Here is a 14,139-nt window from a genome sequence, read left to right on the forward strand (position 1 = left end):
GAACGATTGGACCGGGAGCGGGATGATTATTCCCCTTAATCAGGACTAATCAAGTAAAGGTTTGAGGTCTATCGTGGCGCCATTCGTTAATTGGAGCCCGTCCGCCATGAGCCTGCGCAACATTCTTGCCCGTCTCCGGAACGCCGGCCAGAGCAGCCTGGACCTGGCAATGACCGTTGAAGTCCGCCCGAGTTCCTTGGTACACAAGGACTTTCGTGAGTTTACCGCGCCCATGCGTCAGCAGCGTGGCGGTGCCATCCGTCTGGTCCCGCACAAGGGCGACCGGCTGCGTCGAATCGGGACTATCCCGGATTTGGGAGGAAATGTCCCGTGAATGGGATGCTGACGCCCGAAGTCCTGGTCCTCGGCGGCACCGGTGCCGTCGGCCAGGGCGTGGTTGGCGCATTGCTGGAAGCCGGCAGCCCGGTGCTGGTGGTCGGTCGCGATCCGGGCCGGCTGGCGGCGCTGCATGAGCAGTTCGCCGACGAGCCGGGCCTGGAGACGCTGCTGGGTTCGCTCAGCGATGACGGCTCGGCGCGCGCACTGGCCGAACGCATCGCGCATCGCCCGCGTCCGCTGGCCGCCGTGATCGCCGCAATGGGTGGTCCTTATCGTCGCGGCCGGGTGACCGACCGCAACGGCGATGAACTGCTGGGCGCGATGCAGGCCGACCTGATGCCGCACGTGCACGCGGTGCGTCACCTGCTGCCGCTGCTGCAGGACAACGTGCACGCACGACGCTACGTGATGATCGGCAGCCCGGCCAACGCCAAGCCGTGGGCGGGCTACGGCGAGACCTCGATTACCACCGCCGCGCTGCGCATGTACGCGCAGGTGGTGCACCAGGAAGCGCAGGCGCTGGGCGTGCGCGCGCAGATGCTGGAAGTCTGCAGCCCCGTCTGTACCCCGGCCAACGCGGCCAATGCCTGCATCGAGTGGCCCAGCTCGCTGCTGGTCGGCCGTCGCGTGGTCTCGCTGCTGGATGGTTGCCGCGACAACCGCGCCATCGTCCGCTGTGACAGCAGCGATGCCGAACTGCCGCGTGGCCTGCTGCACTTGGAAGTTCCCCCTTTGTGGCGCGATACCGCAGGCGTCGCTTGACCTCGACCATGGTTGAGGTCGCAGTATGCGGCGCCGATTTTTGCAACACGTTCTCATCTAGCTGTACCACCCCTCCGTACGGATGCATGCCATGACTTCCCCCAATACCACCCCACATCGTTTCGGCCATCGCATCGCGATGGTCGGCGTGTCGATCCTCGCCGCCGCCGTGCTTGCGGCCTGCAGCGGCGGCCACGCCGAAGAAGCCGGTGCACCGCCGCCGCCGCAGGTCAGTGCTGCACCGGTGCTGGTCAAGCAGGTCAGCCAGTGGGACGAATTCAGCGGCCGCGTCGAAGCGGTACAGAGCGTTGAACTGCGTCCGCGCGTGTCCGGCTACATCGACAAGGTCAACTACGTCGAAGGCCAGGAAGTGAAGAAGGGCGAAGTGCTCTTCACCATCGACGCGCGCAGCTACCAGGCCGAGTACGATCGCGCTGCCGCCGAACTGGCCCGTGCCCGCACCCAGGCTACGCTGGCCCGCAGCGAGTCCGAGCGTGCCAAGCGCCTGTCCGAGCAGCAGGCGATCTCCACCGAGACCGCCGAACAGCGTCGTGCGGCGGCCGACCAGTCCGGTGCTGCGGTGCAGGCCGCGCAGGCGGCGCTGGACGCGGCCCGGCTAAACCTGGAGTTCACCAAGGTGCGTGCACCGATCGACGGCCGTGCCGGCCGCGCGATGGTCACCGCCGGCAACCTGGTCACTGCTGGCGACAGCGCCAGCGTGCTGACCACGCTGGTCTCGCTGGACACGGTGTTCGTCTACTTCGATGCCGACGAGAGCACTTTCCTGCGCTACGCCCAGATGGCGCGCAAGGGCGAGCGCCCGAGCGAGCGGGACAGCGAGCTGCCGGTGAAGGTCGGCCTGTCCGGGGAAGAGGGCTATCCGCACTCGGGTAAGGTCGATTTCCTCGACAACCAGGTGGCGCGCAGCACCGGCACCATCCGCGTCCGTGCGCTGCTGGACAACGCCGACCGCCAGTTCACGCCGGGCCTGTTCGCCCGCGTGCAGCTGCTCGGCAGCGGCCAGTTCCAGGCCCTGCTGATCGACGACAAGGCCGTGCTGACCGACCAGGACCGCAAGTACGTCTACGTGGTCGACAAGGATGGCAAGGCCCAGCGCCGTGACATCCAGCTCGGCCGCACCGCCGATGGCCTGCGCATTGTCGAGAACGGCCTGGCCGCCGGCGACAAGGTGATCATCGACGGCGTGCAGAAGGTCTTCATGCCGGGCATGCCGGTGCAGGCCAAGGCCGTGGCGATGCAGCCGCAGGCTGCGCCGGCACCGGGCCGTGATGCCACAGCTGCGCTGAACCACTGATCCGCCCGCTCCTGATCCGCGTCCCCGCTTAGCTGCCGGCGCCAGCGGCAGCCTTCCGTGCCTTCGTCATATCGACGAGGGGCAGGGTGGCTGTTGCCCGCCGTCGGCCTTTCCCAGGAATTCCTCCATGGACTTTTCCCGTTTCTTCATCGACAGGCCGATCTTCGCGGCGGTGCTGTCGATCGTGATCTTCGCCGCAGGCCTGATCACGATTCCAATCCTGCCGATCAGCGAGTACCCGGAAGTGGTGCCGCCGTCGGTGGTCGTGCGTACGGTGTATCCGGGCGCCAACCCCAAGGTCATTGCCGAGACCGTCGCCACGCCGCTTGAAGAGGCCATCAACGGCGTCGAAGGCATGATGTACCTGAAGTCGGTTGCCGGCTCGGACGGCGTGCTGCAGATGACCGTCACCTTCCGCCCGGGCACCGACCCGGACGCGGCGGCGGTGAAGGTGCAGAACCGCGTGGCGCAGGCGCAGGCACGCCTGCCCGAGGACGTGCGCCGGCAGGGCGTGACCACGCAGAAGCAGTCACCGACCTTCCTGATGGTGGTGCACCTGACCTCGCCGCAAGGCAAGTACGACACCCTGTACCTGCGCAACTACGCGCGCCTGCACGTCAAGGATGCGCTGGCGCGTATTCCGGGCGTGGGTGACGCGCAGATCTTCGGCGGCGGCGACTACGCCATGCGCGCCTGGCTGGACCCGGACAAGGTGGCTTCGCGCGGCCTGACCGCCAGCGACGTGGTGCGCGCCATGCGCGAGCAGAACGTGCAGGTGTCGGCCGGCCAGCTCGGCGCCGAACCGCTGCCGGACAGCAAGTTCCTGACCCTGATCAATGCCCAGGGCCGGCTGAAGACCGAAAAGGAGTTCGGCGACATCGTGCTCAAGAGCGGCACCGATGGCGAGATCGTGCGCCTGTCCGACGTGGCCCGCCTGGAGCTGGGTGCGGGCGACTACACCCTGCGCTCGCAGCTGGACGGCAAGAACGCGGTCGGTATCGGTATCTTCCAGTCGCCGGGTGCGAACGCGCTGGAAATCCGCGACCAGGTCATCTCGACGATGGACGAGATGCAGAAGACCATGCCGGCCGACGTGAAGTACGAAGCCGTGTATGACACCACCATCTTCGTGCGTGACTCGATCAAGGCCGTGGTCTCCACGCTGCTGGAAGCCATCGCCCTGGTAGTGCTGGTGGTGATCCTGTTCCTGCAGACCTGGCGTGCCTCGATCATCCCGTTGATCGCGGTGCCGGTGTCGGTGGTGGGTACCTTCGCCGCGTTGTACCTGCTGGGCTTCTCGATCAATACGCTGAGCCTGTTCGGCCTGGTGCTGGCGATCGGCATCGTGGTCGACGATGCGATCGTGGTGGTGGAGAACGTCGAGCGCAACATCGAGGAAGGGCTGTCGCCCACCGCAGCGGCCCACCAGGCCATGCGCGAGGTCTCCGGCCCGATCGTGGCGATCGCGCTGGTGCTGTGCGCCGTGTTCGTGCCGATGGCGTTCCTGTCGGGTGTTACTGGACAGTTCTACAAGCAGTTCGCGGTCACCATCGCCATCTCCACGGTGATCTCGGCGATCAACTCGCTGACCCTGTCGCCGGCCCTGGCCGCGCGCCTGCTGAAGGCCCACGGTGCCCCGAAGGACGGCCCGAGCCGCCTGATCGACCGCCTGTTCGGTTGGGTGTTCCGTCCGTTCAACCGCTTCTTCAAGTCCAGCTCGGAGAAGTACGAGCGTGGCGTGGCTCGCATCCTCGGCCGTCGCGGTGCGGTGTTCGTGGTCTACGCGATCCTGCTGGTCGGTACCGGCGTGATCTTCAAGCTGGTGCCGCCGGGCTTCATCCCGACCCAGGACAAGCTGTACCTGATCGCGGGTGTGAAGCTGCCGGAAGGCTCCTCGATCGCGCGTACCGATGAAATGTTGCGCAAGGTCGCCAAGATCGCCCAGGAAACCGATGGCGTGGCCCACACCATCTCGTTCCCGGGCTTGAACGCGCTGCAGTTCACCAACACGCCGAACACTGGTGTGGCGTTCATTCCGCTCAAGCCGTTCGCCGAGCGCCATGGCCGCACCGCCGCGCAGATCAACGCCGAGATCAACCAGAAGATCGCCGGGCTGCAGGAAGGCTTCGCCTTCGCGATGATGCCGCCGCCGATCCTCGGCCTGGGCAACGGCAACGGCTACCAGATGTTCATCGAGGACCGGGGCAACCTGGGTTACGGCGCGCTGCAGAATGCCGTACAGGCGATGCAGGGCACCGTGGCGCAGACGCCGGGCATGGCCTTCCCGATTTCCAGCTACCAGGCCAATGTGCCGCAGCTGGATGCCGAGGTCGACCGCGTCAAGGCCAAGGCGCAGGGCGTGCAGCTCACCGAACTGTTCGACACCCTGCAGACCTACCTCGGTTCGGCCTACGTCAACGACTTCAACCAGTTCGGCCGTACCTGGCAGGTGATCGCCCAGGCAGACGGTCCGTACCGCGAGACGGTCGAGGACATCGGCAAGCTGCGCACCCGCAACGACCGTGGCGAGATGGTGCCGATCGGTTCGATGGTCACCATCAAGCAGACCTTCGGCCCGGACCCGGTGCTGCGCTTCAATGGCTATCCGGCAGCGGACCTGGCCGGTGAAGCCGACCCGCGCCTGCTGTCCTCCGCCGAGGCGATGAACAAGCTGACCGAGATCGCCGGCAAGGTGCTGCCGGTGGGCATGACCACCGAATGGACCGACCTGAGCTACCAGCAGGCGACCCAGGGCAAGGCAGCCTTCATCGTGTTCCCGGTGGCGATCATGCTGGCCTTCCTGGTGCTGGCCGCGCTGTACGAGAGCTGGTCGCTGCCGCTGGCGGTGATCCTGATCGTGCCGATGACCCTGCTGTCCGCGCTGTTCGGAGTGTGGCTGAGCGGTGGCGACAACAACGTGTTCGTGCAGGTCGGCCTGGTGGTGCTGATGGGCCTGGCGTGCAAGAACGCGATCCTGATCGTCGAGTTCGCCAGAGAGCTGGAGATGGGCGGCAAGGGCATCGTTGAAGCGGCATTGGAAGCCTGCCGCCTGCGTCTGCGCCCGATCGTGATGACCTCCATCGCGTTCATCGCCGGCACCGTGCCGCTGGTGTTGTCGCACGGTGCAGGCGCCGAAGTGCGCTCGGTGACCGGTATCACCGTGTTCGCCGGCATGCTGGGCGTGACTCTGTTCGGCCTGTTCCTCACCCCGGTGTTCTACGTGGCCCTGCGCAAGTTCGTCACCCGCAACGGTGGTGGCCAGCTGGTGCAGCACGGCGAGCCGACCATCCACCACTGATACGGAACCCCGTCGCCGCCGGTCATTGGCCGGTGGCGGCTTTCCCCTCACAAGGCATGCATCCATGAACACCCATCAGAACAAGATCGCGCTGGTCACCGGCGCCACCCGTGGCATCGGCCTGGAAACTGTGCGCCAGCTGGCCCAGGCTGGCGTACACACGCTGCTGGCCGGTCGCAAGCGTGAGACCGCCGTGGAGCTGGCACTGAAGCTGCAGGCTGAAGGCCTGCCGGTCGAAGCCCTGCAACTGGACGTGACCGACGCGGCCAGCATCGCCGAAGCGGTCGAGCAGGTGCGCCAGCGCCATGGCCGCCTCGACATCCTGGTCAACAACGCCGGCATCATGATCGAGAACCCGGCGCAGGCACCGTCGGAACAGTCACTCGATACCTGGAAGCGCACTTTCGACACCAACGTGTACGCGCTGGTGGCGGTCACCCAGGCCTTCCTGCCGCTGGTCAAGCAGGCCAAATCCGGGCGCATCGTCAACGTGTCCAGCATGCTCGGCTCGCAGACCCTGCACGCCGACCCGACGTCGGGCATCTACGATTTCAAGATCCCGGCCTACAACGCCTCCAAGGCGGCGGTGAACAGCTGGACCCTGAGTCTGGCCTACGAACTGCGCAATACCCCGATCAAGGTCAACACCGTGCATCCGGGTTACGTGAAGACCGACATGAACGGCGGCAACGGCGAAATCGAAATCAGCGAAGGCGCACGTTCCAGCGTGGAAATGGCGTTGATCGGTGAATCCGGCGCCAGCGGCAGCTTCACCTACCTGGGCGAGGTGCTGCCATGGTGATCCGCACGTTGGCGATGGCCGTCTCCAGCCTGGTGCTGGCAGGCTGTGTCAGCGTCGGCCCCAACTACAAGGCGCCGGTACAGGAGCCTGTGGTGCTGCGGGGTGCGCAGCAGCCGGTGTTCAGCACCACCTCGCCGGTGGCCAGCTGGTGGGCGCAGTTCGATGATCCGGTGCTGGAACAGCTGGTGCATGGCGCACTGTCGGACAACCTGGATCTTCGCGTGGCCGTGGCCCGCGTCAGCCAGGCCCGCGCGGTGTTCGTCGAAAGCCGTTTCGACCAGGCCCCGCACATCACCGCAGGCGGCAGCTACGACCGCCGCAAGCAACCCGATCCGCAGCTGGGTGGGCAGCGGGTGTTCAGTGAAAGCTACCAGCTCGGCTTCGACGCCGGCTGGGAGCTGGATCTGTTCGGCCGCAAGCGCCGTGCTGCAGAAGCCGCGCGCGCCGACCTCGACGCCGAGCAGGCCAACCTGGCCGATGCGCAGGTGCTGGTCGCCGCCGAAGTGGCGCGCAACTACTTCGAGCTGCGCGGTACGCAGAAGCGCATTGCGGTGGCCCAGCACACGCTGGTCAACCTGCGCGATACGCAGAAGCTGACCGAGGCGCGCTGGGAGCTGGGCGCCGGCAGTGAGCTGGACGTGCAGAGCAGCCGTGCACGGCTGAAGGCGATCGAGGCCGACATTCCGCTTCTGGAAGTGGCCGAGACGCAGTCGCGTAACCGGCTGGCGGTGCTGCTGGGCCAGCGCCCGGAAACGCTGACCGCCATGCTGGCACCACATGACGTGCCGGCATTCGCCAAGGCACTGCCGCTGGGCGATACCCGCGAGCTGCTGCGCCAACGCGCCGACGTGCGCGTGGCCGAGCGTCGCCTGGCCGCTGCTACCGCACGCGTGGGCGTGGCTACTGCGGACCTGTTCCCGCGGTTGTCGCTGTCCGGCTTCGTCGGCTTCCTCGGCGGCGATGCCAGTGGCCTGGTCAATGGCAACAACAAGGCCTGGTCGCTGACCCCGTCGCTGAGCTGGGCAGCATTCGACTTCGGCACCGTGCGTGCACGCCTGCGTGCGAGCAAGGCCGAGGCCGAAGGCGTGGCAGCACAGTATGAGCAGGCCGTGCTGCTGGCACTGGAAGACACCGAAAACGCGCTGACCCGCTATTCCAAGCAGCAGGCGCGGCTGGCGATCGTGGTCGAGCAGGCGCAGGCGGCACGCCGCGCTGAGTCGCTGGCGCAGATCCGCTACCGCGAGGGCTCGGAGGACTTCCTGACCCTGCTGGATGCGCAGCGCACGCAACTGGCGGCCGATGATGCGTTGGCGGCGGCTGAGTCCGAGGTCAATGTCAGCGTGGTGGGCGTGTACAAGGCGCTGGGGGGATGGGGGCAATCACCGCAGCCGCCGAGCGTGGCGCAGGTGGAGTAACCGCAGGGGACGGAAGCAGTGGCTTCCGTCCCTTTCTTCTGTCAGGGCCAGTGATTGGCCGGTGCGTCGCGCTCGCGCATGCGCACGATGCAGAAGCGATGGCCAGTGGGCGCTTCCATCACCCACCAACGTTTGACGAAGCCGATCCGGCGCGCGCCGAGCCTCTCCAGGCGGTCGGCCTCGGCGTCGATGTCGTCGCTCTCGATGTCCAGGTGCACCCGTGACGGGTGATCGACGCGCTGGACTTCAACGTCCAGGCCCGCCGGAGCACCGAGCAGGTCGGCGTACTCGGCGGCGTCTTCGGCACGGGCGGGCCGCGCCTGCAGGCCAAGCGCGGCGGCCCAGAAGCGGGCGCCTTCGTCGGCGGGAATGCCCTCGCAATCGATGATGAAACCGGCCAGGCGACTCTGGTGTGCCATGCCCTTCTCCACAGTTTGGGAACAGGGGCAGGGTAGCGCGGCGTCTGCTGTGGACGTTGTCACAGTCGTGACGTTTCTGACTCTGCCGGAAGCCGTGTCCGCCGTGTAACTAGTGGGGCAGATTCCAGGGAGTACACACGATGAGCGATGACAGGCGGGATACCCAGCGCATGCTGTTTGGCGACCCGGGGCCACCCGGTGCGGGCCTTTCGGTGGCGGTCGTTGTGCTGCTGGTGCTGGCGACGATGGCCGCTGCGATCGGTTTCCTGCGACTGCCCGATCCGATGCTGGGGCTCGGGCTGATCGGTGTCGCCGTGTTCCTTGCCGTCGGCGCCCGCATCTGCCAGGCGCGCAACCAGCACCAGGCGTTGTACCGGCTGTTGTCGCGGCAGCCGCCGCCGTAGCCACGGCTGCCGCGGGAATTCAGGGCTTCGGCCAGTCCAGCTCGACCACCAGCGGGAAATGATCCGACGGCAGCACGCCGTCGATGCGACGATCATCGGTAAGGAAGCTGCGCGCACGGAAGCCACGCACCAGCACCCAGTCCAGCTGCACGGTGGCCTTGCCGGTGAAGTCGTGGAAGGTCGGGCGCGGACCCTGCGGTGTTTTCACCTGGGTACGGGTGTCCTGCAGCAGGCGGGTGAACGCCCTGTAGGTGTCACCGCCGGGCTCGCTGTTGAAGTCACCGGTCAACACCACCGGCAGGTCGTCCGGCAGGGCTTCCAGGCGCTTGCCGATGAGCTCGGCACCCTTCACCCGGCGCGGTTCGTCCTCGTCGCGGTAGGGCAGGTGGGTATTGAGGAAGTAGAAGCGACGGCCATCGTCCAGGCGCCGGAACAGGGCCCAGGTGACCATACGCGGGTACAGGTTGCCCCAGCTGATGCTGCCAGGGACGTCCGGCGTATCCGAAAGCCAGAAGTTGCCGGATTCCTCGATGGCCAGCACCTTGCTGTCGTAGAACACGCCCATGTGCTCATCGCCGCTGCCACCGCGGCGGCCTTCACCGAACCAGCGGTAGCCGGGCAGGTGCCCTGACAGGTAGTCGGCCTGTTCCTTCACCAGTTCCTGGGTGCCGATCACTGCCGGGTGCGCGTCGAGGATCACCTTGACCATCGCATCACGGCGGTCGGGCCAGCGCTTGCCCGGCTCGGTGTCAGCCGGGGTACGGACGTTGAATGACATCACCTTCAACGGCGCCGGCGTGACGGCCCAGGCAACGGCAGGCAGAGCAAGCGCCAGCAGCGCACTCAGCGCCGGGCGACGGAAACGCGACAACATCGTGGAATCCCTCCATTCCATGAAAACGGTTTCATGGAGCATGCCATGGAAGGCGGGGGCAGTGGTATGCCGGGACGGGCGACTTGGAGGCGCCGGGCGGACGCTGGACGCTCCGCCCGGCAGATGCCCCTTGCCCGATCAGGGGTCGTAGATCATCCCGTTCTCGTCGCGGTTGTAGTGGTCGCTGGCCACGCGGGTGCCGTCGTCATGGACCACGTACAGCGTGCAACGCTGGTGGAACACGTTGCCGCTGATGCGGAAGGGCACGCACTCCTCCTGCAGGCCGACCTCTTCGGCTGCATTCGCCGGCGGCGAGGGCACCAGGGCCGCAAGTGCAACTACTGCAGCGAAAGAAAAAGCGGTCATTCGATTGTGCAGCGTCATTGATCACACTCCTTGTAGCCGTAGTCGGTGTCCGATGCAGATCAGTCTGCCGGGAGGTACCACTGACCGTTCTCGTCTATCCAGTACACCGACGTGAAAACGGTGCCGTCTGCCAGAGTGCGGGTGACGGTGCAGCGCTGATGCACGAGGTTGGGCCCAAGTCTTACGGGCACGCAATCGGTCGTCGATCCGGGGGACCCGGCCGCGTGGCCAGTCGCCGGTATCCCACTACCCAATGCCAACATCAATGCGGCCATCGCGGCCAGTTGCAGTTTCATAAGCATCATCCTTGCTTTCTGCAATCGCGCACATGCGCATGGCGTGTGTAACACGCGAACCAGAGATCCGGAAGTGCCTCGCCGCGATCAGTCTTCGATCTCGCCGCGACGGCTGGCGGCACGCACTGCCTGCGCGGTGGTCGCCACACCCAGCCGTTGCCGCGCGTGGCGCAGGTGGTTCTCCACCGTGCGCGTGGAAAGCCCAAGCGTGGCCGCGATCTCAGCTTGCCGGCGCCCGGCGGCGACCCAGCGCAGCACTTCGCGCTCGCGGTTGCTCAGTGCGCTTCCCGAACGCTCGGCAGGCGATTCGGCCAGACGGCGCGCGGCCCGGAATGCTGCGGTTGCAGCAGCTTCCAGCCGCAGGCGCGCGTTGGCCGACGCGTCGATTGACGTACCGGCAACGCTGACCGCGCCTTCCAGGCCGGTGATGCCGAACACCGGCACCTGCAGCCCATGCAGGCCTTCGCCGCGAGGCTGCTTCACCACCTGGTAGCGCTCGCCGCGAACGCCCAGGCGCTTGCTCCAGAAGAACGGCGCGTTGCTGTCCAGCACGTGGCGATTGACGGGGCAGGCGTGGAGGTAGCGCGCAAGGTCGGTATCGCTGCCATCGCCGAACCAGTCGCCCTCGATCCAGTACACGCGTTGCGTACCCCGCTCCAGCCCGGTGCCGGTGGCAAACACCAGCACGCGGTCGAAGCCGAGCGGTGCCGCGATGCCTCGCAGGACTGCACCCACCGCGCTCAGCGAACGGGCGCGTTCCAGCTCCAGCAGCGCCTGCACCAGCTCGGTCATCCGGCTCAGCGCCCGGCCAAGGCGTCGAGCAGGGCGCGTGCAGCCAGTTTGCCCAGCGCATTGCCAGCCAACGGGCTGTCGCCGGTCAGCAGCAGGCGGTCCTGCAGCACGCTGCCATCGATGCCGTCATTGACGATCTGCACGCCCCGCTGTGCCAGGCGCTCACCGAAGAACCACGGCAACTGTCCAGGCATGTAGCCGATCTCCGGCGTCTGCCGGTCCATCGCATCGGGGAAGGCGCAGATGCGGTAGCCGCGGAACAGCGAACCGCCATCGGCCTCGTCCACGCCCGCGGCCAGCAGTGCGGCCGGACCGTGGCAAAGGGTGATGATGTGGCGTTGCTGGGCCATCGCCCAATGCAGGACGGACTTCACCGCGCGGCTCTGCGGCAGTCCGATCAGGGCGCCATGGCCACCGGGGATGAACACTGCCGCATAGTCCGAATCTGCATCGAGCCCGGCGACCACCTCGTCCAGTGGCAGCGGCTGGCGGAAGCACGAGGCATAACGTTCGTACAGCCCGCCGATTTCCTTGTCCTCGTTTGGAAATGCCCACCACTCGAACTTGGCGGGGTTGCCCGACAGCGTGGCTACATCGATGCCGAAGCCGGCCTTGTCGAGGTGGTACATCGGCAGCAGGGTCTCCACCGGATGGTTGCCGGTGGAGAACAGGTGGCCATTGGCAGTTGGCAGATAGCGTTCGTCGGCAGCGATCATCAGCACCTTCCAGCGGCCATCGCGGCGCGCATCCGGGTAGTCGGCACCGGAAAGGTTGCTCTTGGGCGATGTGAACTGTGACAGCGAGTAGGGCGACGGGAAGAAGGCATCGCGCTCGGCCGGGTCGGGGCTGGGCTGGCGGCTGGGCTCTTGCGTGTTCATGCAGACCTCCTGCGGGAAATGTGAGGCCAGCATAGGAGGGTGGGTGCGCACGCGCGATGAGGGATTTCCCTCAGCTGCCCACGGCTAATTGGCCTGGTTCCCGTGTTGCTGCATGTCCTCATGCAGGATCCGCCGCAGTTCGACGATGGCCGGCGTGGCTTCCTGCACGCTGTGCCCGGACACGATCACCTTCTCCGAATCCGCGTGCGGCAGGTGCGAGCTCCAGTAGGGCACCAGCCCGTCGTCGGTCTTTTCCAGCGGACCATCGGCCTTGGCCCGCGCGATGATCGAGTGGTAGTGCACCTTCGGCGACATCGGCAGGTCGGCCACGGCGCGGACGAAGGGATCGTCCTTGTCCAGATTCTGGATGCTGTTCATCTGGTAGCCGTGCTTGCCGTCGTTGCGATCGATCTGGCCGTCGTTGGCGATGGTGGCGACGTCTTCCAGCACGGTCAGCGGCAACCGCACCAGGCGACCGATCCAGCGGCCCAGGCGGGTGCCCGCCACATCGGTGCCGCGGTGTGGCGTGGCGATGAATACCACGCGCGATACTTCCGGCTCCGGCAGGAAGGTCAGTACCGGTGCGCCCTTGGTACGCAGCAGTTCACGCTGTGCCGGCGTCATCTGCGCAGTCTCCAGCAGGGTGTCGACCAGATGATCGCCGGAAGAGGAGATCATCAGCCGCGCGATCACCCCACCCATGCTGTGCCCGACCAGCACCATGTCATGCGAAGCCTGCGCCTTGCCGCTGGGGTCGAAATGCTTGAACACCTCATCCAGCGTGTGGCGCATCGAATCGTGGCTCATCGCGATGGGCATGTTGGTGGGGTAGTAGAACTGCCAGACCTGGAAGTCCTGGCGGATCTCGTCGTCGCGCATCAGCTCGTTGGCGACGTTGACCCAGGCTTCCGGACTGCTGGCCAGGCCATGGATCATCAGCAGCACGCGGCGGTTCGGATCGTAGGGCTGCATCATGTACAGATGCGGCGTGTCGATGCCGCCCTTGCCGCCGAACAGCGAGCGCAGCGACTGGTGGCTGAAGTTGGAGCGCGCCAGCCACAATGCGTAGCCTGCGGTGAAGTTCGCGGCCAATGGCACCTGCTGCCCATGCAGGGTGACTTCCGTGACCTGGTAGGGATCGTGGATCTCCAGTTCCGGCTCGTCGTCGTGCAGCACTTCCCACAGGTTCTTTCCGGAGAAGCGCAGCAGTACCGTCATCGATGGCGACGGCATCTCGCTCCAGCTCTGCGTCACCGGTGTGGCGGCCTGCGCGGCGGGTGTTGTGGCCGGCGGCGTGGTGGCGGTGGTGGCGGTGGTGGCGGCCGGATCCTCCATCACGGCCACCAGTTCGGCACCGAAGCCATCGCGGCGATGCACGCTGCGCAGCGTGCCGGTGAACGACAGCGAGGCCGCCGGTACCAGTTCGGTGGGGGTACGCGTATCCAGCGGCGATGCCTCGCCTGAAGGTGCCAGCACGAAGGTCCAGCGGCCCAGCTGGAAATGGCTGGCCTGGCTGTGCACGCGCCCGGTGGCATACGCGTTGTACAGCTGCACCGAGGCTTCCTGCACGGCCAGGTTGTAGTAGTCGCGCACCTGGGTCTGGCGGTCCTCGAAACCGCGCTGGTTGGCCGTTCGCTCGGTGAAGAACAGGTAGGCGTAGGCCTGCCGCGCGACCTGCATCCACGCGTCCAGGCGCGGCTGGAAGTCGGCATCCAGTTCGGTGATCGCACTCTTGGCACGGCCGGAGGTGGAGTACTCGCGCTTGGGCGCGGGCAGGGTCATCGCATACTGCAGCCACAGCTCGGCCAGGCTTGAGCGCTTGTCCTCCTCGCGCACCACGATGCTGCCTTCCATGGCCTCGATGCAGGGCAGGCCGGGCTTGGCGCAGACGCCTTCGTCGAGACCGGCCACGCGCAGGGTTTCCATGGTGGCCGAACTGAGCTTGCCGGTGGTGAGGATGTCGCCGCGCTTCAGGGCGATGTACTGGCCGGGGCTGACCGAGGCCACCTGCACCGACGGCCCGAACTGGCGCAACGTGGCGCAGCCGCCCAGGGTGAGCAACACGGTGATGATGAGGGTCGTGCGGCCGATGAAGCCCAAGCCCGTGGTTGCCATACGATCCTCCTGCGCGGTGGCGCCACTCTAGCGGTCGGCATGTCAAAGCGGAAGATACCGGGCG

Annotated in this window: 14 protein-coding genes; 7 read left to right on the top strand and 7 right to left on the bottom strand. The window is 66.5% G+C overall.

Annotated features, from left to right (window positions below; all coding sequences use genetic code 11):
* Window positions 1-106 precede the first annotated feature (106 nt).
* From AC5P8D_RS10560 to AC5P8D_RS10585, 6 genes are all read left to right on the top strand, one after another.
* The gene (locus tag AC5P8D_RS10560; protein WP_010484401.1) at window positions 107-334 is read left to right on the top strand and encodes a hypothetical protein; all 228 of its coding nucleotides are present in this window, start codon (window positions 107-109) and stop codon (window positions 332-334) included.
* Window positions 331-1,101, top strand: coding sequence for an SDR family NAD(P)-dependent oxidoreductase (locus AC5P8D_RS10565; protein ID WP_019338346.1), 771 nt, complete (start codon window positions 331-333; stop codon window positions 1,099-1,101). Before AC5P8D_RS10560 ends, AC5P8D_RS10565 begins: the two co-directional genes overlap by 4 nt.
* A gap of 91 nt (window positions 1,102-1,192) precedes the next feature.
* A complete protein-coding gene (locus tag AC5P8D_RS10570) occupies window positions 1,193-2,416 on the top strand; it encodes an efflux RND transporter periplasmic adaptor subunit (RefSeq protein WP_159360026.1) in 1,224 nt (407 codons plus the stop codon).
* A gap of 127 nt (window positions 2,417-2,543) precedes the next feature.
* A complete protein-coding gene (locus tag AC5P8D_RS10575; RefSeq protein WP_495203298.1) occupies window positions 2,544-5,714 on the top strand; it encodes an efflux RND transporter permease subunit in 3,171 nt (1,056 codons plus the stop codon).
* 64 nt (window positions 5,715-5,778) lie between these two features.
* Entirely contained in the window at window positions 5,779-6,516 is a 738-nt protein-coding gene (locus tag AC5P8D_RS10580; RefSeq protein WP_414614557.1) for an SDR family oxidoreductase, read from the top strand.
* The gene (locus AC5P8D_RS10585; RefSeq protein WP_248854577.1) at window positions 6,510-7,931 is read left to right on the top strand and encodes an efflux transporter outer membrane subunit; all 1,422 of its coding nucleotides are present in this window, start codon (window positions 6,510-6,512) and stop codon (window positions 7,929-7,931) included. Before AC5P8D_RS10580 ends, AC5P8D_RS10585 begins: the two co-directional genes overlap by 7 nt.
* 41 nt (window positions 7,932-7,972) lie before the next feature.
* Here AC5P8D_RS10585 and AC5P8D_RS10590 read toward each other — a convergent pair whose 3' ends face one another.
* Window positions 7,973-8,350: a VOC family protein gene (locus tag AC5P8D_RS10590; RefSeq protein ID WP_414614556.1), complete on the bottom strand. Its 378-nt coding sequence runs from the start codon at window positions 8,348-8,350 to the stop codon at window positions 7,973-7,975.
* Between the two features lie 140 nt (window positions 8,351-8,490).
* Between AC5P8D_RS10590 and AC5P8D_RS10595 the strand changes: the two genes are divergently transcribed.
* Window positions 8,491-8,754: a hypothetical protein gene (locus AC5P8D_RS10595; RefSeq protein WP_021203970.1), complete on the top strand. Its 264-nt coding sequence runs from the start codon at window positions 8,491-8,493 to the stop codon at window positions 8,752-8,754.
* Window positions 8,755-8,773: 19 nt separating this feature from the next.
* On the opposite strand, the gene AC5P8D_RS10600 is transcribed toward AC5P8D_RS10595, so the two are convergent.
* The 6 genes from AC5P8D_RS10600 to AC5P8D_RS10625 all read right to left on the bottom strand — a co-directional run bounded on the left by AC5P8D_RS10600 (window position 8,774) and on the right by AC5P8D_RS10625 (window position 14,075).
* Window positions 8,774-9,628, bottom strand: coding sequence for an endonuclease/exonuclease/phosphatase family protein (locus AC5P8D_RS10600; RefSeq protein WP_414614555.1), 855 nt, complete (start codon window positions 9,626-9,628; stop codon window positions 8,774-8,776).
* A 138-nt stretch (window positions 9,629-9,766) separates the two neighbouring features.
* Window positions 9,767-9,994, bottom strand: coding sequence for a hypothetical protein (locus AC5P8D_RS10605; protein ID WP_227200225.1), 228 nt, complete (start codon window positions 9,992-9,994; stop codon window positions 9,767-9,769).
* Window positions 9,995-10,053: 59 nt separating this feature from the next.
* Entirely contained in the window at window positions 10,054-10,290 is a 237-nt protein-coding gene (locus AC5P8D_RS10610) for a hypothetical protein (protein ID WP_021203968.1), read from the bottom strand.
* A gap of 87 nt (window positions 10,291-10,377) precedes the next feature.
* On the bottom strand, window positions 10,378-11,082 hold the full coding sequence (locus AC5P8D_RS10615) for a PA1136 family autoinducer-binding transcriptional regulator (protein WP_019661232.1): 705 nt from the start codon (window positions 11,080-11,082) through the stop codon (window positions 10,378-10,380).
* A gap of 5 nt (window positions 11,083-11,087) precedes the next feature.
* Entirely contained in the window at window positions 11,088-11,960 is an 873-nt protein-coding gene (gene hchA, locus AC5P8D_RS10620; RefSeq protein WP_049483081.1) for a glyoxalase III HchA, read from the bottom strand.
* An 84-nt stretch (window positions 11,961-12,044) separates the two neighbouring features.
* Window positions 12,045-14,075: an esterase/lipase family protein gene (locus AC5P8D_RS10625; protein ID WP_414614554.1), complete on the bottom strand. Its 2,031-nt coding sequence runs from the start codon at window positions 14,073-14,075 to the stop codon at window positions 12,045-12,047.
* Between the last annotated feature and the right edge of the window lie 64 nt (window positions 14,076-14,139).

The organism is Stenotrophomonas sp. YJH_SMC_101-4, from assembly GCF_059370395.1.

Bases quoted from the DNA above. Each gene is read 5' to 3' on its own strand.
- AC5P8D_RS10560 (WP_010484401.1), top strand. From the start codon at position 107: ATGAGCCTGCGCAACATTCTTGCCCGTCTCCGGAACGCCGGCCAGAGC.
- AC5P8D_RS10570 (WP_159360026.1), top strand. From the start codon at position 1,193: ATGACTTCCCCCAATACCACCCCACATCGTTTCGGCCATCGCATCGCG.
- AC5P8D_RS10575 (WP_495203298.1), top strand. From the start codon at position 2,544: ATGGACTTTTCCCGTTTCTTCATCGACAGGCCGATCTTCGCGGCGGTG.
- AC5P8D_RS10580 (WP_414614557.1), top strand. From the start codon at position 5,779: ATGAACACCCATCAGAACAAGATCGCGCTGGTCACCGGCGCCACCCGT.
- AC5P8D_RS10585 (WP_248854577.1), top strand. From the start codon at position 6,510: ATGGTGATCCGCACGTTGGCGATGGCCGTCTCCAGCCTGGTGCTGGCA.
- AC5P8D_RS10590 (WP_414614556.1), bottom strand. From the start codon at position 8,350: ATGGCACACCAGAGTCGCCTGGCCGGTTTCATCATCGATTGCGAGGGC.
- AC5P8D_RS10595 (WP_021203970.1), top strand. From the start codon at position 8,491: ATGAGCGATGACAGGCGGGATACCCAGCGCATGCTGTTTGGCGACCCG.
- AC5P8D_RS10600 (WP_414614555.1), bottom strand. From the start codon at position 9,628: ATGTTGTCGCGTTTCCGTCGCCCGGCGCTGAGTGCGCTGCTGGCGCTT.
- AC5P8D_RS10605 (WP_227200225.1), bottom strand. From the start codon at position 9,994: ATGACCGCTTTTTCTTTCGCTGCAGTAGTTGCACTTGCGGCCCTGGTG.
- AC5P8D_RS10610 (WP_021203968.1), bottom strand. From the start codon at position 10,290: ATGAAACTGCAACTGGCCGCGATGGCCGCATTGATGTTGGCATTGGGT.
- AC5P8D_RS10615 (WP_019661232.1), bottom strand. From the start codon at position 11,082: ATGACCGAGCTGGTGCAGGCGCTGCTGGAGCTGGAACGCGCCCGTTCG.
- hchA (WP_049483081.1), bottom strand. From the start codon at position 11,960: ATGAACACGCAAGAGCCCAGCCGCCAGCCCAGCCCCGACCCGGCCGAG.
- AC5P8D_RS10625 (WP_414614554.1), bottom strand. From the start codon at position 14,075: ATGGCAACCACGGGCTTGGGCTTCATCGGCCGCACGACCCTCATCATC.